The following is an 18,029-nucleotide window of genomic DNA, read 5'->3' as shown; positions in this document are numbered from 1 at the left end:
AACGTCAGGAACGTCCCGCTCAGCAGCAGGATGATGAAGGAGTAGAGCGCGATCTCACCCAGCAGGAACGACCAGTGGTCGGGAAAGATCTTGCGCAGGTTCCGCTTGAGGAAGGTGCCCGCGCCGATGCGATCATCCAGAAACTTCGAAGGACCCGCGATGGCCTTGGGAACAGCCGTCATGTCGCTCATTCCTGGCCCTCTTCCTTTCCATCCGGTCTGTCCCCTGTCTGTCCGTCTCCCGAAACGCGCCACGAGCGCCGGACGACCCAGACGCCCACAGCCGCGCCGCACACGGCCGCCAGCGCGTTGATCGTCGCGCGAACCGTGTCCGAGCCGTAGCCGTAGCCGTTGCCGAGCACGAGGACGGCCAGCACGACGGCGGCGAGCACGGCGGCTCCCAGCGCCGCGGCCAGGCCGAGTCCCCCGGCGCGGAGGACCCGCGCCCGCCGGGAGCGCGGCTTCGAGGCGCGTGCGGGGAAGGAGAGGCGCTCGACGACGGCCTGCGGCTGCTCGTTCACCGAGCCCAGGGCGCGCTGCAGGGTCACATCCGACGCTGTCTCGCTGAGGCAGATCCACTCGCCGTCCTGGATGAACACCGTCGCGCGCGCGGTGCCCGGCACGTTGAGCTGGAGGAAGTCCTCTCCCTCAGGGAACCTGCGGACCTGGTAGCGCACGTAGGGCAGCCGCGCGTCGAGCGCGTCGAGAAACTCGTTCAGCCGCCTGTCGGACTGCCCCATACCACATTCCCCCTTCCTGCATATTCGCATAAGGGACAAAAGCGGTTGCATGGCAGCCCCCGCTCAGCGGGATCCGGTGGCGCCCCCGCGCGTCCGCTTCCACCACGACGGACTCGCGACGCATGCTGGATTCTCCGCTCGGCAAGGAGCACGGCAGCGTCAGGACGAGGCCTGAGCCAGACGGATGCATCTGATCGACGTCCTCGCTCGAAGGAAGAGCTGTGACCGATGTCCTCACGCGACGACGTACCGGCTCCGTCGCCGGTGCGCTGCTGCTGTCCGCGATGGTCGCCGCCCAGGTGGCCACCGGGCTGCAGCCTAGGCCGATCGGCCTGACCAGCCTGGTCGTCATCCTGCTCGCCCTGTCGTCGGTCGCCTTCGCGGCGGCGGCCTGCGGCCTGCGGCGGGCGGTCTCGGCCTTCGCCTCGGCGGCGGCGCTGGGCTACGGGTCCGAACTGCTCGGTGTCACCACAGGCGTGCCGTTCGGCGACTACGCCTACACCGCCGTCCTGCAGCCCCAGCTGTTCGGGGTGCCGGTGATCGTGCCGCTGGCCTGGGCGGGCATGGGGCTGGCCGCGTACGCGGTCGCACGAGGAACCGGTCTGACCCGCATCGGACTCGGGGCGGTGGCGCTGACCGCGTGGGACCTCTTCCTGGACCCGCAGATGATCAGGCTAGGTCTGTGGGCATGGGAGCACGACGGCCCCTACCGCGGTGTCCCGCTCACCAACTTCGCGGGCTGGCTGGTGGTCTCGTTCCTGATGATGGCGCTGATCCACGCCCTCGCGCGTGACACGGCAGGCGACACGGGGCTGGTGACGGTGTACACGGTGATGGCGGTCATGGAGACTCTCGGCTTCGCGCTGGTGTTCCAGCCGCCCGACCCACTCGTGGCGGCGTGCGGAGGGATGGCCATGGGGGCGTTCGCCGTGCTGGCGTGGAGGCGTCGATGGCAGAGGTGAGCGTGATCGGCGGCGGGGTGGGCGGCATGGTGAGCGCCCTGCTCCTGGCCAGGTCGGGCCACGAGGTGCGGCTGTTCGAGCAGCTGCCTCGGCTGGGGGGCAAGCTCGCCGAGCATCGGCGCGACGGTTTCACCTTCTCCCTCGGGCCCTCCCTCCTCACCCTGCCCGGTGTCTTCCGCGAGCTGGGCGTGCGGCGGGAGCTGGTGGAGTTGAGAGAGCTGTGCCGCTACCGGTTCGCCGACGGCTCGCGGCTGAGCGCCCATCGCGATCCTGAGCGGATGGCGGCGGAGGTGGAGCGGCTGGCGCCGGGCCAGGGCGCGCGCTGGCGGGCCTTCCACGCCTGGGCGCGTGGCTGCCTGGAGGCATCGACCCGCACCTTCTTCGCGGGACCGCTGACCAGGCCGCCGTCGGAGGCGCGACTGTCGGACCTGACGGCGGTGGCGCCCGGCCGTACGCTCGCGGGGCTCGCGCGCCGCGCCTTCACCGATCGCCGCCTGCGGCAGTACGTCGCCCGCTACGCCACCTACGCCGGCTCCAACCCCTACCGGGCGCCGGCCGCGCTCGGCTGCATCCCGGCCATCGAACACGACCATGGCGGCTGGTACGTCCCAGGCGGGCTGCCGACCCTCGCCGACGACCTGGCCAGGCTGCTGGAGGAGGCTCAGGTGGAGGTGCGCCTCTCGGCACGGGTCTGCGAGGTGGTGGCCGGCGGAGGGCGGGTCAGGGCGGTACGGCTCGCCGACGGCGGCGAGGTCGGCTGCGAGGTGGTGATCGTCAACACCGACGCGGCCGAGCTGTACGGGCACCTGCTCCCTGATCGGCGCAGGCTGCGGCGCATCGCCGCGCTCGGGCCTTCGTCGTCGGCCTTCCTGCTGCTGGCCGGGGTGGAGGGCCGCACCGAAGGGCTCGCCCATCACTCGATCCTGTTCTCGGCCGACTACCGAGCCGAGTTCGGTGACCTCTTCGAGCACCGCAGGCCGCCGCGGGACCCCACCGTCTACGTCGGCTGCGCCTCGGTGGACGACCCCTCCCAGGCCCCTGAGGGCGCGGAGGCCTGGACGATGCTGGTCAACGTTCCCGCCCGTGACCCCTCCCGCTGGCCGCTCTCGCCACAGGCCTATCGAGACCTGGTGCTGGAGCGGCTGGCAGAGCGAGGCCACGACCTGTCGGGCCGGCTCCGGTTCGTGGACCTGTTCACCCCTGCCGACCTGCGGGAGCGGTACGGCGCGTGGGGCGGGGCCATCTACGGCGGCGCCTACTCAGGCCCGCTGGCCCCCTTCCGCCGCCCCGGCAACAGGGGGCCGAGGCGCGGCCTGTACCTGGTCGGCGGCTCGGTCCACCCTGGCGGCGGGCTGCCGCTGGTCGCGATGGGCGGCAGGATCGTCGCCGACCTCGTCAACCGAGACTTCCCCGTCGGAAAGGCCACCTCGTGAAGTGGACCACCGCGCTCGGCCTCGCCCAGGCCGCCGCCGCCGTCACCGTGGGCGCCAGGCTGGCCAGGGGACGGCGGCGCAGACCGCCGCTTGCTCCCGTGCACCAGGTCACGGGCGCGGTCTCGGTCGTCGTGCCGGCGAGGAACGAGGAGCTTCGCATCGCGCCCTGCCTGAGCGTCGCGCTGGCCGACCCCGCCGTCGCCGAGGTGATCGTGGTGGATGACGAGTCCACCGACGCGACCGCACGCGTGGCGGCGGGGCTGGGCGCGAAGGTCGTCAAGGGGGAGCCGCTCCCCCCTGGCTGGGTGGGCAAGCAATGGGCGCTGCGGCAGGGCCTGGCCGCGGCGGGCGGCCAGGTGATAGTCACGCTGGACGCCGACGCCAGGCCCAGGCCCGGCCTGTTCGGCGCGCTGGTCGCGGCTCTGGACGAGTTCGATCTCGTCTCGGCCGGGCCCAGGTTCGTCTGCGACGGTACGGCCGAGCAGGCGTTGCACGCCTCCTTCCTGGCCACCCTGGTCTACCGCTTCGGCCCGATCGGCCCGGCCTGCCCGCCCTCACCCCGGCGGGCCCTGGCCAACGGCCAGTGCATGGCCTTCCGCCGGGCCCCGATGCTCGAGGCGGACGCCTTCAGCCGCGTGCGCGGCCACATGACCGACGACGTCGCGCTGGCCAGGACGCTGGCGGCCGACGGCTGGCGGACGGCCTTGCTCGACGCGGGAGACCTGCTCCACGTGGACATGCACGAGTCGTTCGGCGAGGTGTGGCGGGAGTGGGGCCGCTCGCTTCCGCTGGCCGACGTGACCGGCCCCGCGTGGAAGGCGGCGGACCTGAGCGTGGTGTGGCTGACGACGGCGCTGCCCGTGCTGCGGCTGCTGACCGGCCGTCCCACCAGGCTGGACCTGGGCCTGCTGGCGATGCGCCTGCTGCTGACCTGCGCGTTGCGGGGCAGCTATGTCCGTCCCGGCCCAGGGCTTGCGCTGTCGCCCTTGCTCGACCTCGCGACCGCCGTACGCCTGACGCAGGGCACCCTGCGGCCGGTGCGGACCTGGCGCGGCAGGACCTACCCGCGGCTCATCTCCGGCGCTCGGCCAGCGCCGCCTGACCGAAGCGCAGCCCGATGAGGCACATCAGCGCGCCCGTGGCCGCCACCTGCTCCACCGGGGTGAAGATCAGCTGCAGCAGAGGCAGGCCGAAGACCCCTGCGCGCGCCCCCTTCGCGAACGACCTGGTCAGGAGTCCGACGATGGCCAGCACCGCCACGCCGAGCAGGAAGGCGGGCCAGCAGATCACCGCGAACCCGCCTGCGAAGGTGAGAATCGAGCGTCCTCCGCCCATGCGCGCGAACACGGGCCACGCGTGGCCGGCCATCGCCGCCGCCACCGCCGCGTACACCGGACCCCAGCCGCCGCCCGCCCACAGAGCGCCCGCCCACAGGCCGACCGATGCCGCCAGGGTCCCCTTCAGCGCGTCACCGGCGAACACCGGTGCCGCGGCGCGCCAGCCCAGCTGTTCCTTCATGTTCCAGAAGCCGGGATTGCGGTCGCCGACCTCGCGCGGGTCGAAGCCGTGCGCACGCGCCACGAGGACCGCGACGGGGATCGAGCCGAGAAGGTAACCACCGATGACAGCGGCGAACCAGGCGGGCATCGCTTCATTCCACCTTGTCAGGTATGCGGACCTGAGCGCCATGCGCTACGTGGCCTTCGACCGGCCGCTGCTGCGGCGCACCGGCGGTCTGCTGTTCCACCGCCTGCTCGGCACCGGCCGGGCGGCGTCCATGAGCCTCGGCGCGGACCTGCGCCGCTGGGCGCTGTTCGCGGTGTGGCGCGAGGAGGCCGCGCTGGAGGCGTTCCTGTGCCGCTCCCCCATCGCCGAGCGGTGGCGCGGCCAGGCGCGGGAGTCCTGGCACGTACGGCTGGCGCCCCTGGCCTGGCGCGGGCGGTGGGGCGGCCAAGACCCCTTCGCAGGGACGGCCAGGCCCCCGCGCGGAGCGCAGGAAGGCCCTGTGGCCGTGCTCACCAGGGCGTCGATCAGGCCGGCCAGGCTGGCCGCCTTCTACCGCTCGGTCCCCGGGGTGGACCGCCTCCTGGCGGAGCAGCGCGGATGTCTGGCCTCCGTCGGAGTCGGCGAGTGGCCACTGGCACGCCAGGCCACCTTCTCCTTGTGGCGCGGCGCGGACGAGGTGAACGGCTTCGCCTACGGGGACGCCGCGCACCGGACGGTGATCGACCGGGTACGGTCCGAGGACTGGTACGCCGAGGAGCTGTTCGCCCGCTTCATCCCCTATGCCAGCCAGGGCAGCTGGAACGGCGCCGACCCGTTGGCCTGACCCGTTCACGGCGTCGTCCTCGGCCGGCCGCCTGCCAGATCGCGTGCCACCTGGCAGGCGCGGGCGATCGTCGCCGCTCCCGAGGAGCCGTGCGCGACGATCAGCGTTCCCCGCAGGCCCAGCAGCGCGGCGCCGCCGTGAGTCTCGGGGTCGTAGCGACGGGCCACCACCGCGAGGTCCTCGGGCGCGGCGATCCCTGCCGCGGCCGTCATGGACAGGGCGGTCCGCACGCATCCCTCGACGCTCTTCAGCACGATGTTGCCGGTGAACCCGTCGGTGACGATCACGTCGACGCGCCCTGCGAGCACGTCGTGTCCCTCGACGTTGCCGTGGAAGCGCACCGGCAGCTCGTGGAGCAGCCGGCCCGCGCCCCTGATCAGCCGGTTGCCCTTGTCCGGCTCCGATCCGATCGACAGCAGCCCCACCAGCGGATCGGGCACGCCGAACACCAGGCGGGCGTAGGTAGTGCCGAGAACGCCGAACTGGGCGACCATCTCCGGAGTCGGATCGGCGGTGGCGCCCGCGTCGACGAGGACGGTCGAACCGCCTGGCAGCGTCGGCAGCGCCACCGCCAGCGCCGGGCGCAGCACCCCTTCGGCCCTGCCGATCAGGCGGACCGCGCAGGAGACCACCGCGCCGGTGGAGCCCGCCGAGACGAACGCCGCGCCCTCGCCGCGCCGTACCAGCTCGCAGCCCACGGCCAGGCTCGTCGAAGCGCCGGCCGTGGCCGGCGCGCCACGCTCGGACATGGGAACCGCCTCGTCGGCGTGGACTACGGGGATCTCGGTGGCGTCGTGCCGTTCCAGCTCCTCGCGTACCTCGCGTTCGCGGCCGACCAGCACGACGGGCACGCCGTGCGTCCGCCATGCGGCCACCGCGCCCCTGACGATCTCGGACGGGCCGTGATCACCACCCATGGCGTCGAGGACGACAGGAGCGGCGCTCATGGCAGCTCCACGCTGACGCGCCGTTCCTGCCTGCCCGCGCTCGACGCGGCCAGCAGGTGGCGGGTGAAGATGGCCAGCTTGCGCCGCCGCGGCACCCGCGCCCGCCGCCCCAGCACCTCGAACCCGGCGCGTTCGATCTCGGCGAGGATGCCACCGTACAGGTGGTAGGCGGCCCGCACGCAGGGCCGCGAGGAGGGCGTGAGCAGGTCGACGCCCTCCAGGGCCAGGCGGTAGTGGCGGTGGGCGCGTTCGGCCTCGAAGGCCAGCAGCCGCCGTACGGCGGGGGTGACCGTGTGCCCGCGCAGGTCCTCCTCGGCGACACCGAACGCGGACAGGTCGGCCGCCGGCAGGTAGATGCGCCCTCTGTCGAGGTCCTCGGTGACGTCGCGGAGGAAGTTGGTGAGCTGGAAGGCGAGGCCGAGCTGGCGCGCCGGCTCCCTGGCCGCCGCCTCGGCGCCGGGCAGCGGCTCAAGGATCGGCAGCATCATGGTGCCGATGACCGCCGCCGAGCCCTCCATGTACTCCAGCAGCTCGTCGTAGGTGGCGTAGCGGGTCACCGTGAGGTCCGCGCGCATCGAACGCAGGAAGGCGGCCAGCTCACGCTGGTCGATGCCGAACGAGCGCACGGTGTGGGCCAGGGCGGGCAGCACCGGATCCTCGACGGGCGCGCCCGACAGGGCCGCGCTCAGACGGGCCGACAGGGCGTCGAGCGCCTCCGCCCTGTCCGAGCGCATCTCGAAGGAGTCGACGATCTCGTCGGCGTAGCGGGCGAAACCGTACAGGGCGTGGACGTGGCGCCGCTTCCACGAGGGAAGCAGCAGCGTCGCGAGGTAGTAGGAGCGGCCGTATCGGGCGTGCAGCCGGCGGCACCGTTCGTAGCTCGCGGTCAGGCTGCTCATCGGGCGGCCTCCAGGATGCGCAGGGCGGCCAGCCGCCCGGAGATCAGCACGGGTGGGACGCCGACGCCCGGCGCGGTGTGCATCCCCGCGAAGTGCAGCCCGGGGATGCGGCGGGCGACGCCCGAGGGGCGCAACCACGCGGTCTGGGTGAAGCGGTGGTCCAGCGCGAAGGGGGTGCCCGCGGAGTGTCCCTCCGCCGCCCATCGGCGTGGGTCCCAGGTCAGACGCGGTCGTGTCGACAGATCGCCGTAGCCCAGATCGGTCAGGCGGGCCAGCGTGCGGTCCGCCAGTCCCTCCCAGCCGTGACCCAGCAGATTGGGCGCGGGTTCCAGCACGGTCAGGGTGTCAGGCGTGGGGTGGGTGACCAGGATGCTGGGGTCCGGCTGGGGCCTGCCCGCCTCCAGGGCGGTGAAGATGGACGCCCACTGCTTCCCGAAGTGCAGCGTGTGGTGTGCCTGGCCGGTGAGAGGTCGCTCCAGCCCGATGTGCAGCACGACGCACGAGGGCGAGAAGCGCGGACGGCGCAGCCGCCAGTCGGCAGCGGCCTTCGGGAGCAGCCCCGCATGCGCGTTCACCAGGTCGCAGGCGACCACGACGGTGCGGGCGGCGAGCCGTTCGCCGCTGTCCAGGAGCACCGCGGTGACACCGTCGGAGTCGGTCCGCACCCGGATGGCTCGCGTGCCGTACCTGAAGGTGGTCCCAAGCTTCTCCGCCAGCGCGGCCAGGGCGAGCGGGATCGCGTGCATCCCTCCTGCGCGGGGGAAGTAGACGCCGCCCACGGTGTCCATGTGCGAGATCACCGCGTAGATGCCCAGCGCCCGCCGCGGCGACAGGCCCGCGTAGAGCGCCTGGAAGGTGTGCGCCCTGATGAGCCGATCGTCGGTCAGGTGTGCGGCCACCAGCCGGTCGAGACGGCGGAAGCCGCCCATCGCCGCGAGCCGGGCCAGCGCCAGTGGCTTGGCCATGGCCCGCAGGCGGGTCATGTCGGCGTCGATGAACGCGGGCCACTCCGCCTCGAACATCCGGCCCAGCAGCGCGCGGAAGCGGCGGTACCGCTCGGCCTCGGCCGGACCGCACAGCTCGCGCACCTGCCTGACCATCGCTTCGGCCTCGGGCGTCACGTCCAGGCGGGAGCCGTCGGCGAACAACAGGCGATAGGCGGGGTCCAGCCGCCGCAGCGGCAGCCAGGCCTCCAGCTCCTCCCCCGCTGCGCCGAAGATCTCGGCCAGGACCCCCGGCATGGTCAGCACCGAGGGCCCGGTGTCGAAACGGTGAGGGCCGAGCTCCGCCGTGCCGCAGCAGCCGCCGGGCTCCTTCCGCGCCTCGATCACGGTCACCTCGCGTCCGGCCGCGGCCAGGTGAACCGCCGCGGACAGGCCGGCCAGCCCCGCCCCGATCACCACGTCCATCAAGCTCTCCTGTCCGTGACCTGGCGGGCCAGCTCCGCCAGCGCCGCCGAGGCCTCCTCCGGCAGTCCCGCCCTCTCCAGCGCCGCCGTCGCCTTCCTGGTCAGCAGGTCGATGCGCCGCTCCACGGCCTCCAGGGCGCCGCACGCGACGATCAGCTCCCGCGCCGCCGCGACCTCGGCCTCGTCGCGCACGTCGTCCACCGGCGTGTGGCCGTGACCCCCTGTGCGCCGCCTGGCCTCGGCCAGCAGATAGGTCTGCTTGCCGAGGAACAGGTCGGCGCCGGCGGGCTTGCCGGTGAGCGCGGGATCGCCGAACACGCCGAACACGCCGAGCACGTCGTCACGCAGCTGGAACGCCGGTTGCCTCAGGCACCGCTCCTCGCCTCGCGTGCCGTCATGTGGCCGGCCTGAGCCGGACCGTCGAGCGCCCCGGCCGGGGCACCCTCTTCGGCGGCGTCGCCGTCAGCGGCGGCCTCGGCGCTCGCGCTCGTCACGCACGTCGCCGTCGGTCTCCACGCGCTCCCTGCGCACCTGGCCCGAGACGGTCTCCTGGTCGGTCACCTGCTCCTTGGCCAGCCGCACCCGCTCGACGGGGACGGCCTCGGTGTCCACGACAGCGCGCTCCTCGTAGAGGGTCTCGTCGTACTCGGCCTCGGAGATGTCCTTTCCGCGCATCGCGGCGTCCCTGTTGGCGTCGGTGATCGGCTCCCGCTCCAGCCGTACCTCCTCGCGGGTGACCGGTACGGTCACCTGCTCGGTCTCGGTCACCACGTACTTGCGCAGCCGCGCCCTCCCGCTCTCGCGACGCTCCTTGCCGACGCGCAGGTGCTCCTCCGAGCGTGTCATCGCCTCGTCGGACCTGCCCGCCTGGGTGGGAAGGCCGGCGCCGGAGGTCCCTGTGTCGCCGGACCGTCCGGTCTTCCTGCCTGCGCCCTGACCGGGGACCGGGCCGCGGCCGTCTCCGCTCTGCCTGCCCGATGCCGCGCTCCAGTCGAGCCCGTAGTAGCGGTAGAGCTCGCGCTCCTCGTCCAGCGAGAGGTGGCCGCCGGACTCGACGTCGACGCGCGGCGCGCCCTTGATCATGGCCTTGTCGTAGGTGACGTCGACCCGATCACCGTCCACCCGCGCGGTGCGCAGCGGGACGAAGGACTCGTGCATGCCGAACAGCCCGGTCCTGACAGTCAGCCACTCGGGCTCATTGGTGTGGTCGTCGAGGTAGACGTTCTTCACCTCGCCCACCTTGGCCCCGTCGCGGTCGAAGACCGTCCGCCCGATGACCGTCTGGATCTGCTCCTGCGTGATCACGTGCAACTCCCCCTTGTGTGGTTCTCCGAGGGAATTGCCCGCGCCTGTCAGGCGGTTATCGCGGTTTGCCGGAGTGTGGACACAATGCGTACCTCGCCGAGGGAGAGCTTGGAACGGCGGCGACGGCGGCAAAGGATCGCCGCGTCCGGACAGGCGGTCTCTGTGCCGGTTGTTTACGTCCCCTCACGCTACCTTGAGGGGGTCCCTGGCGTCGTCGAGCCGGTCGGCGCTCAGGTTCCTGGTCAGGCTCTCTCCCTCGATGTCGAGATCGGGCAGGATGCGGTCGATGGGGCGGGGCAGCCACCAGGCCGCGCGGCCGAGGAAGGACATCACGGCCGGCACCAGGGTCAGCCGGACGACGAACGCGTCGACGAGCACGCCGACGGCCAGCGCGAAGCCGATGGACTTGATGATCGGGTCGTCCATGAACACGAACCCTCCGAAGACCGCCGTCATGATCAGCGCGGCGGCGGTGACGACACGGGCGTTGTGGCCCAGGCCGTTGACGGTGGCCTGCTGCGGGCTGTCGCCGTGGACGAAGTCCTCGCGCATGCGGGAGACGAGAAAGACCTCGTAGTCCATGGCGAGACCGAACAGGATGCCGATGAGCAGGATCGGCAGGAAGCTCACCAGCGGTCCCGGCACGTCGACGCCGAACAGGCCGGCCAGATGGCCCTGCTGGAAGATGGCCACGGTGATGCCGAACGTGGCGCCGACGGTGAGCAGGAAGCCCAGCGCCGCCTTGATCGGCACCAGCAGGGAGCGGAAGACCAGCATGAGCAGCAGGATCGACAGCCCGGCGACGAGCACCAGGTAGACGGGCATCGCCGCGGCGAGCTTCGCCGACACGTCGATGCCGATGGCGGTGGCGCCGGTCAGGGCGATGTCGGCGCCCCTGATGCCCGCCACGCGCTCCCTGATGGCGTGGACGGCCTGCTCGGTGGCGGCGTCGGCGGGACCAGCCTCGGGGATGACGGTCATCAGCACGGTGGTGCCCTGCGGGTTCGGCTGCGGCCGGGAGACGTGCAGCACCCCGTCCGTGGCGTCGATCAGCTGCGCGGCCTGGGTGGCGGCCGCGCCGGTGGCCGCAGCGGTGTCGCCGGTGACGGCGGCGATCAGCCGTCCGTTGAAGCCGGGTCCGAAGCCCTCGCTGATCAGGTCGTAGGCCTCGCGGGCCGGCGAGCCAGGGGCGGCGGTGCCCGCGTCGGGCAGTGCCAGACGCATGTCCTGGGCGGGCAGGGTCAGCGCGCCGAGCCCCACGACACCGGCCAGCAGGATCGGAACGCGCAGCCGGGTGACGATCCTGCCCCAGCGGAAGCCGAATCCCTCGCGACCCCGGTTGTGCGCCTGTCCGCCGCGCTGCCTGCGGGGCAGGACACGGGAGCCCGCGAAGCCCAGCATGGCGGGGAGCAGGGTGAGGGCGACCAGGACGGCCAGCGCGACGGTGCCGGCCGCGGCCAGGCCCATCACGGTCAGGAAGGGAACGCCGACCACGAAGAGGCCGGCCAGAGCGATGACGACGGTGGCGCCGGCGAAGACGACGGCCGAGCCCGCGGTCCCGGTCGCGCGCCCCGCGGCCTCCTCCTGCGCCATGCCCTCGGTGAGGTACTGGCGGTAGCGGGAGGTGATGAACAGCGAGTAGTCGATGCCGACGGCCAGTCCCAGCATCAACGCGAGGATGGGCGCGGTGCCGGTCAGCTCCAGCACGCCGCTGAGGGCGAACAGCCCCGCCATCCCCGCCGCGACGCCGATCAGCGCGTTGAGCAGCGTCATGCCCGCGGCGACCAGGGAGCCGAAGGTGACGACGAGCACCAGGGCGGCGACCAGAACACCGAGCGCCTCGGTGGAGCCGATCTCCACCTCGGCCCTCATGACCTCGCCGCCGTGCTCCACCCGAAGACCCCGCGCGGAGGCGCCGACCTGCTCGTACGCCGTGCGCTGGGCGGCGGTGACCTCGTCGACGGCGGTGGCGAACTGGACCTGGACCAGCGCGTAGCGGCCGTCCGGCGTGACCGACCCTGCCGTGAAGGGGTCGATGGCGGCGATCACGCCCGGAACCCTGCCCGCCTCCCCCACGACCGCCGCGACCGCGGCCTTGTCGAGCTTCCCGCCCTCGGGCGCGGCCATGACGATGGTGCCCGTCGCGCCACCCGCCTGCGGGAACTTCTCGCGCAGGGAGTCGAGCGCCCGCTGGGACTCCGTGCCGGGCATCGTGAAGTTGTCGCTGGTGGGGCCCATGAAGGCGGCCGCGGCCCCGCCCAGCAGGGCCAGCGCGAGCAGCCAGACGGCGAGCACGCGCCCTCGGCGGCGGAAGGAGAACCGGCCGAGCCGGTACAGCACAGAAGCCATGAAAGTGGACGTCTTTCTCGAAGTTCAGCGGGGTTGGCGGCCGAGGGTGCGCAGAGCGCCCTGGATCAGCTCGGCACGCAGGTCGTCGTCCCCCACCGACACGTCCGCCGCGCAGGTGACGGCGACGGCGCCGACGACCATGTACGCGGTGACCAGGGCCTTCGGCTCGGTCGAGCCCTCCACCATCGCGGCCATCAGGCGGGCCACGACGGCGGGCACGGCGCCCAGCGCGGGGTGGCCGGCCAGCACGGGGATGTCCTGGAACAGCACTTTGACCTCGCGCCGGAAGCGCATGGCCAGATCGACGAAGCCGGTGACGGCCGCCTCGGCCGCCTCCTCGCCTTCCAGACCGGACAGCCGGGCGTCGAGCGCGGCCAGCCCTTCGCCCGCGGGGGTCAGCAGTTCGGCGAGGATCGCCTCCTTGCTGACGAAGTGGTACAGCAGGGACGCCTTCGAGCAGCCCGCCACCTGGGCGATGTCATGCAGCGACGCGCCCTTGTAGCCCTGCGTGGCGAACAGCTGCAGGGCGGAGTCAAGGATGTGGCCACGTAGGGCGGAGGGAGGACGTGCCATACCCCCACAATAGCTGTCCGATCGGTCAGCTCTGACCGATCGGACAGGACTGCGCGGGCGGCTTGTTATTAGATCAATTCTCTAGAAAAATGCTCTACTATGGCATCCACGGCGGTGGTGACCGGCGGCAACAGGGGCATCGGGTACGCGGTGTGCGAGCGGCTGGCCGGCGAGGGGTTGCTGCTGGTCGCGAGGGATCCCGAGGGTGGCGCCCGGGCGGCGGCGGGCATCAGGGGCGACGTGGAGCTCGTGACCGGCGACCTCGGCACGATCGCGGCCGTCAGGCGGCTGGCAGGCGAACTGCGCGACAGATGCCCTCGCGTGGACGTGCTGGTGCACAACGCGGGGCTGTGGCCGAGCCGCCGCACCCTGACCGAGGACGGTCTTGAGGAGTCCTTCGCCGTCAACCACCTGGCTCCGTTCCTGCTCAACCATCTGCTCGAGGACAGGCTCGGCCGCGTGGTGCAGGTCAGCGCCGGGCTCTACGTCAAGGGCAGGGTCGAGGTGGGCAGGACCGCCGTGGGCGCGGACTTCCACCAGATGCGGACATATGCGGATACCAAGCTGTGCAACCTGCTGACCGTGCCGCTGTTCGCCGAGCGCTGGCGGGCCTCGGGCATCACGATCGACGCCGTGCACCCCGGCGTGATCCGCACCGGCCTCGGCGACCGGAGCGGGCCCGTCGGGTGGCTGCTCAAGCTCGTCAAGCGCAGGTGGGCCGCTCCCGAGGAGGGCGCGGGCCCCGTCGTGGGGCTGGTCCACGACGGCACGGGCACGGGCAGGTACTTCCACCTGACCGAGGAGGTCCCCCTGGAGGGACCCGCGCAGGACGGCGAGCTGGCCGGACGCGTGTGGGAAGAGGCCGAGGCGCTGACGTCGGCCAGGTGACCAGGCACAAGCGCAGCGAGGAGACCATGAGGCGGCTGCTCGACACCGCACTCGAGGTCTACCCCGGCGATTTCACCCTGAGGGCCATGACAACGCGCAGCGGCGTGAGCATGGGCAGCCTGTACCACCACTTCGGCAGCCTCGAGGGACTGGCGGCGACGCTCTACAGCCGGTGCATGGGCGACCTCCTCGACACCCTGCTCGCCGCCGTCGCGGACGCCCCGAGCGCGCGTGACGGTGTACGGCGGGCGGTGCTCGCCTATCTCGGATTCACCGCCGACCACCCGGACAAGGCCCGCTTCATCCACGCGGCGCCGTACGCCATCGACCTCGGCCCGCACGCCGAGCGGATCGCGGCGGACAAGGCGCCGCGCCTGGAAAGGCTGACCGCCTGGATCCGGCCGCACATGGACGAGGGCACGGTCGCGAGCCTGCCGATGGCGCAGGTGGAGATGCTCCTGATCGGGCCGGTCGCCGAGGTGACCAGACGGTGGCTGGCAGGCGCTCCGGAGATCGACCTGGCCGAGTCCGCGCGGGTGCTGCCGGACCGGATCTGGCAGTCGCTGCGCGGGTGACCTGTCCCAGGCTCTCCTACTCGGAGAGATGAGTCGGGATCGCGCTGGTTGGCGCTGAGGCGCATTCGTGATCAAGCTGCGGAAACTCGGTGGCTGCCGGGTGGCCGGGTCTTTAGAATCCGGGCTGTGATCAAGCGTGGGGTGGCGCGGGGTGCGGGCCGGTGACGCAGGCCGAGGACGTCGCGCGCCTGGTTCGGGAGGTGTTCGGCGAGGATGTCGTCGGGGCCTACCTGCACGGGTCGGCCGTGCTCGGCGGTCTGCGGCCGTGGAGCGATGTCGACGTGCTCGTCGTCGTGCGAAGGCCCCCGACGCCGGACGAGCGCAGGGCGCTCGTCGGCGAGTTGCTCGAGATCTCCGGCGAGAGGGCTCGGCGCGGGCCCGCCCGTCCCGTCGAGCTGACGATCGTCGTGCAGTCCGACGTCCGCCCCTGGCGCTACCCGCCGACCTGCGCGTTCCTGTACGGCGAGTGGCTGCGGGACGACTACGAGCGCGGCGAGGTGCCGTCGCCGTCACCGAGTCCCGATCTCGCGCCGTTGATCACGATGGTGCAGCTCGGGAACGCCCCGCTGTCCGGGCCGCCGCCCGCCGAGGTGCTCGACCCCGTCCCGTCCGGGGACCTTGTCCGCGGCATCGTCGCGGGGCTGCCCGCGCTCCTGGAGGACCTCGAGTCGGACACGCGCAACGTCCTTCTCACGCTCGCCCGCATCTGGACGACCGTCGCGACCGGGGTCATCAGGTCGAAGGACGCGGCGGCGGACTGGGCGCTCGCCCGGCTGCCCGCCGAGCATCGGCCCGTGCTCGCCCGCGCGCGAGCCGTCTACCTCGGAGCCGAGGACGAGCGCTGGGACGACCTCCTGCCCCGCCTGCGACCACACGCCGACCACGTCGTCGGCGCGATCGAGCGCCTGACCACGCCCGGCGGACCCGGCGGACCCGGTGGACCCGGTGGAGCACGGCGACGGTGACCGCGCTCCGTAGAGCCATCACGCCGCCCACGACCACATTTCTGGCCGCCTCCTGCGCCTGCGGGCCGAAGCCGCCCACCGACGAGGCGCCGCGCGACGACACCACGGCGTTCGGCCGGGCCGTCCGCCAGTTCTCGGGCGGGGGTCACCTCGGCTCACAGCCGGGACCGGGCGCCCGTGGGGCCGTGGACAGGCGATCGTCGCGAGCCTACGCCGTCCCGGCGGCCAGATCGTCGAAGTAGGGCTTCATCGCCGGGAAGTAGTCGTCGAAGTCCGGCGTGGGCGAGCCGTCGCGGGCGGCCACGAGCAGGTCGAGGTAGTACTCCCACCCGGGCCCCACCTCGCCGAGGCCCTCCTCGCTGTCGAGATGGTGCACGAAGCGCAGCTCCGTCGAACCGTCGTTCTCCGACAGCAGCAGCTCGATCCGCCACCTCCCCCACTCGTCGGTGGCCGACACGGCCAGCCGCCGCGGCGGGTCGCACTCCTCGACGAGCAGGTCCATCCACGGAGCCTGCTCCTCGAACACCAACTGCACCTTGATCGTCCGGCCGGGGCCCGCGTCGCCCTCCCACGGGCCGTACCAGCGGGCCGTGCGTTCGGGCTCGGTGAGGCTGGCCCACACGTCCTCGGCAGGGGCGCGGAAGGTGCGGGTGAGGACCAGATCGCTTCCCTCACCGGTGCGGAAGAGGCGGCCTGTGGGTCTGGGACTCATGCGGTGTTCTCCTGGGCTCGGGCCGCCGGTCCACGCGTACGGCGTTCGCGGCGGGTGCGGTAGACCTCTGTCTCCAGCGCGTCGAGACGATGTTCGAGGCCGGAGGGCTGGACGAAGGGGGTGAGCCATTCGACGAGTTCAGCGAACCGCTCGGGGGCGAGCACGTAGAACCGCCTCCTGCCGACGAGCTCGTCGCGAACCAGCCCACTCTCCCTGAGGACGCGCAGGTGGCGGCTCACGGCGGGCCTGCTGATCTGGAAGCGGTCGGCGATCTCCCCTGCGGAGAGCCGCGAGTCGCGCAGCATCGTCAGGATGGCCCGTCGTACGGGATCGGCGATCGCGCCCGCCACCTCGTCCATACCTGGAAGCGTAACCTACAAGTTACGCTTTCGGTAGAGGTCCCGATGCTCCTCAGCCGACCTTGGGCGTGGCCCGCATGCCGACGTAGCAGACCTGGGAGCCGTCGGTCAGGGTGGAGAAGACCACGGGCATGTAGTCCTCACTGAAGGAGGGGCCGGCGCCCGAGGCGGCGAACACCGTCTCCGACACCGGGGTCAGCTCCATGTCCAGCGGCGGCGAGAGGTCCTTCATCCCGTCGACGAACTCGTACAGCATGCGCGCGCCGCCGCCCTCCCCCTGGGTGACGGTGATGACGACGCCCTCGCGCCTGTAGCTGCCGACCAGCCGGGACATGTCCACCACGGGCGGCTCAGCCGGCGGCCCGAAGGCCTCCGGCATGCGCACCCCCGCCAGCTCCTCCAGCAGCTCCCTGAACAGGTCGGCGTACAGCTGGCGGGCGCCGCCGCCGTTGGTGAGCAGGACGACGGCCACGCCCGCGTGCGGGACGACCCGCAGGTAGCCATACTGGCCGATGGCCGCGCCGTCGTGACCGTAGCCCGCGATGCCGTTCCAGTCGTAGAGCGTCCAGCCCAGTCCCCAGGCGTCGGCGCTGACGGTCCACTTGTCGGGGACCTCGACCTCGCGCCGCTGCATGGCCGCGACGGCTTCGGCCGACATCAGGCGGGTGCCGTCGGGGGCGAGCCCGCCGTCCAGGTGCATCCGGGCGAAGCGGGCGACGTCGCCCGCCGAGACGATGACCCTGCCGTACGGCCCCGCCGAGCGCGGCATCAGGTCCCAGGCGGGGGCGGGGTCGGGACGCCGGCCGGGCTCGCCCAGGTGGCTCATCGCCACACGGTGGCGCAGCGCCTCCTCGGGCAGCGTCATCGAGCGCTCGAGGCCAAGCGGCGTGAACAGCAGGTCCTTCAGCGCCTGGTCCCAGGTGACGCCGGTCAGCACCTCGACGATGCACCCCAGCACGACGTAGCCGAGGCTGCCGTAGGAGACCGCCGTGCCAGGCGGGCAGTCGAGCGCCACCCCCTTGGCGGCCTCGACGTAGGCGGCCAGGCAGTCGTCGCCGCGGCCCGAGTCGAAGGTGAAGTCGTTGGTCACCCCACCGGTGTGGCTGAGCAGCTGCCGCACCGTGATCGAGGCGGTGGCCTCGGCGTCGGGGGTGGCGAACTCGGGCAGCACGCTCACGACCGGCGCGTCGAGATCGAGCTTGCCGGAGTCGGCCAGCCGCATGATGAGCGTGGCGGTGTAGACCTTGGCGATCGACCCGGACAGGAACACCGAGTCGGTCGTCGCCTCCACCCCGGTCTCGGTGTTCAGCACCCCGCTGGCCAGCTCGTGGATCTCGCCGTCGACCAGCACGGCCAGCGTCGCCCCCGGCACGTGGTGGGCGGCGCGCAACTCGTCGAGCCTGGCCTGCCAGCGCCCGCGGGAGAAGCCACGGCCCTCGGCGTCCAGCGATCCCCAGCCCCCCGCGGCCTTCCAGTTGCCGGCGGTGTCCCAGTTCAGCTTCGTCATGATCTCTCCCAGCGTTGCGCACGACGTCCTCGCGATGCGAACACTGTACGCATATGGGTAGAGTGTACGCAAGGTGCGG

19 protein-coding genes and 1 pseudogene are annotated in these 18,029 nt (G+C 72.3%); 7 read left to right on the top strand and 13 right to left on the bottom strand.

Annotated features, from left to right (window positions below; translation table 11 throughout):
* Together ABFX50_RS39165 and ABFX50_RS39160 are read right to left on the bottom strand one after the other, a co-directional pair.
* A pseudogene (locus ABFX50_RS39165) lies at window positions 1–191 on the bottom strand (cytochrome bc1 complex cytochrome b subunit); the annotation flags it as partial.
* A complete protein-coding gene (locus ABFX50_RS39160; RefSeq protein ID WP_346153875.1) occupies window positions 188–739 on the bottom strand; it encodes a hypothetical protein in 552 nt (183 codons plus the stop codon). The gene ABFX50_RS39160 and the pseudogene ABFX50_RS39165, both read right to left, overlap by 4 nt.
* A gap of 221 nt (window positions 740–960) precedes the next feature.
* Here ABFX50_RS39160 and ABFX50_RS39155 point away from each other — a divergent pair, with 221 nt between their 5' ends.
* The 3 genes from ABFX50_RS39155 to ABFX50_RS39145 are packed head-to-tail and all read left to right on the top strand — an operon-like array spanning window position 961 to window position 4,255.
* Window positions 961–1,701, top strand: a complete 741-nt coding sequence (locus ABFX50_RS39155; protein ID WP_346153873.1) for a carotenoid biosynthesis protein — start codon at window positions 961–963, stop codon at window positions 1,699–1,701.
* The gene (locus ABFX50_RS39150) at window positions 1,689–3,134 is read left to right on the top strand and encodes a phytoene desaturase family protein (RefSeq protein ID WP_346153871.1); all 1,446 of its coding nucleotides are present in this window, start codon (window positions 1,689–1,691) and stop codon (window positions 3,132–3,134) included. Before ABFX50_RS39155 ends, ABFX50_RS39150 begins: the two co-directional genes overlap by 13 nt.
* Complete coding sequence (locus ABFX50_RS39145) at window positions 3,131–4,255, top strand: glycosyltransferase family 2 protein (RefSeq protein ID WP_346153869.1); 1,125 nt, start codon at window positions 3,131–3,133, stop codon at window positions 4,253–4,255. The genes ABFX50_RS39150 and ABFX50_RS39145 overlap by 4 nt, the downstream gene beginning before the upstream one ends.
* Here ABFX50_RS39145 and ABFX50_RS39140 read toward each other — a convergent pair.
* Entirely contained in the window at window positions 4,206–4,781 is a 576-nt protein-coding gene (locus ABFX50_RS39140) for a glycerol-3-phosphate acyltransferase (protein WP_346153867.1), read from the bottom strand. The genes ABFX50_RS39145 and ABFX50_RS39140 overlap by 50 nt on opposite strands.
* Here ABFX50_RS39140 and ABFX50_RS39135 point away from each other — a divergent pair.
* Complete coding sequence (locus ABFX50_RS39135) at window positions 4,756–5,463, top strand: spheroidene monooxygenase (RefSeq protein ID WP_346153865.1); 708 nt, start codon at window positions 4,756–4,758, stop codon at window positions 5,461–5,463. The two genes, ABFX50_RS39140 and ABFX50_RS39135, sit on opposite strands and share 26 nt — an antisense overlap.
* A 5-nt stretch (window positions 5,464–5,468) precedes the next feature.
* Here the strand turns inward: ABFX50_RS39135 and plsX are convergent, their stop codons facing one another.
* From plsX to ABFX50_RS39100, 7 genes are all read right to left on the bottom strand, one after another.
* Entirely contained in the window at window positions 5,469–6,410 is a 942-nt protein-coding gene (gene plsX / locus ABFX50_RS39130; RefSeq protein WP_183644548.1) for a phosphate acyltransferase PlsX, read from the bottom strand.
* Window positions 6,407–7,309 (bottom strand): phytoene/squalene synthase family protein, encoded by a 903-nt coding sequence (locus ABFX50_RS39125; protein ID WP_346153863.1) that lies wholly within the window; start codon window positions 7,307–7,309, stop codon window positions 6,407–6,409. The genes plsX and ABFX50_RS39125 overlap by 4 nt, the downstream gene beginning before the upstream one ends.
* Complete coding sequence (locus tag ABFX50_RS39120) at window positions 7,306–8,718, bottom strand: phytoene desaturase family protein (RefSeq protein ID WP_346153861.1); 1,413 nt, start codon at window positions 8,716–8,718, stop codon at window positions 7,306–7,308. Before ABFX50_RS39120 ends, ABFX50_RS39125 begins: the two co-directional genes overlap by 4 nt.
* A complete protein-coding gene (locus ABFX50_RS39115) occupies window positions 8,718–9,053 on the bottom strand; it encodes a polyprenyl synthetase family protein (RefSeq protein ID WP_346153859.1) in 336 nt (111 codons plus the stop codon). Before ABFX50_RS39115 ends, ABFX50_RS39120 begins: the two co-directional genes overlap by 1 nt.
* Window positions 9,054–9,179: 126 nt before the next feature.
* On the bottom strand, window positions 9,180–10,022 hold the full coding sequence (locus tag ABFX50_RS39110; RefSeq protein WP_346153857.1) for a DUF2382 domain-containing protein: 843 nt from the start codon (window positions 10,020–10,022) through the stop codon (window positions 9,180–9,182).
* A 183-nt stretch (window positions 10,023–10,205) separates the two neighbouring features.
* Window positions 10,206–12,371 carry an MMPL family transporter gene (locus ABFX50_RS39105; RefSeq protein WP_346153855.1) on the bottom strand — a complete coding sequence of 722 codons (2,166 nt, stop codon included), beginning with the start codon at window positions 12,369–12,371 and terminating at the stop codon, window positions 10,206–10,208.
* Between the two features lie 24 nt (window positions 12,372–12,395).
* Window positions 12,396–12,944, bottom strand: coding sequence for a TetR/AcrR family transcriptional regulator (locus ABFX50_RS39100; protein WP_346153853.1), 549 nt, complete (start codon window positions 12,942–12,944; stop codon window positions 12,396–12,398).
* Window positions 12,945–13,043: 99 nt separating this feature from the next.
* Between ABFX50_RS39100 and ABFX50_RS39095 the strand changes: the two genes are divergently transcribed.
* From ABFX50_RS39095 to ABFX50_RS39085, 3 genes are all read left to right on the top strand, one after another.
* On the top strand, window positions 13,044–13,832 hold the full coding sequence (locus tag ABFX50_RS39095; RefSeq protein ID WP_346153851.1) for an SDR family NAD(P)-dependent oxidoreductase: 789 nt from the start codon (window positions 13,044–13,046) through the stop codon (window positions 13,830–13,832).
* On the top strand, window positions 13,829–14,407 hold the full coding sequence (locus tag ABFX50_RS39090) for a TetR/AcrR family transcriptional regulator (RefSeq protein WP_346153849.1): 579 nt from the start codon (window positions 13,829–13,831) through the stop codon (window positions 14,405–14,407). The genes ABFX50_RS39095 and ABFX50_RS39090 overlap by 4 nt, the downstream gene beginning before the upstream one ends.
* A gap of 161 nt (window positions 14,408–14,568) precedes the next feature.
* Complete coding sequence (locus ABFX50_RS39085) at window positions 14,569–15,372, top strand: aminoglycoside adenylyltransferase family protein (protein WP_346153847.1); 804 nt, start codon at window positions 14,569–14,571, stop codon at window positions 15,370–15,372.
* 208 nt (window positions 15,373–15,580) lie between these two features.
* On the opposite strand, the gene ABFX50_RS39080 is transcribed toward ABFX50_RS39085, so the two are convergent.
* Genes ABFX50_RS39080 through ABFX50_RS39070 form a run of 3 tightly spaced genes read right to left on the bottom strand, consistent with a single transcriptional unit; the run spans window position 15,581 to window position 17,950 of the window.
* Window positions 15,581–16,084: an SRPBCC family protein gene (locus tag ABFX50_RS39080; protein WP_346153846.1), complete on the bottom strand. Its 504-nt coding sequence runs from the start codon at window positions 16,082–16,084 to the stop codon at window positions 15,581–15,583.
* The gene (locus tag ABFX50_RS39075) at window positions 16,081–16,443 is read right to left on the bottom strand and encodes a metalloregulator ArsR/SmtB family transcription factor (RefSeq protein ID WP_346153845.1); all 363 of its coding nucleotides are present in this window, start codon (window positions 16,441–16,443) and stop codon (window positions 16,081–16,083) included. Before ABFX50_RS39075 ends, ABFX50_RS39080 begins: the two co-directional genes overlap by 4 nt.
* Before the next feature lie 52 nt (window positions 16,444–16,495).
* Window positions 16,496–17,950 (bottom strand): serine hydrolase domain-containing protein, encoded by a 1,455-nt coding sequence (locus ABFX50_RS39070; RefSeq protein ID WP_346153843.1) that lies wholly within the window; start codon window positions 17,948–17,950, stop codon window positions 16,496–16,498.
* Window positions 17,951–18,029 lie beyond the last annotated feature (79 nt).

The sequence above is a fragment of the Nonomuraea recticatena genome, from assembly GCF_039533245.1.
Classification (GTDB): Bacteria; Actinomycetota; Actinomycetes; order Streptosporangiales; family Streptosporangiaceae; genus Nonomuraea; species Nonomuraea roseola.
Note: the sequence above shows the minus strand (reverse complement) of the source record. Positions and strands in the feature narration are given on the sequence as shown.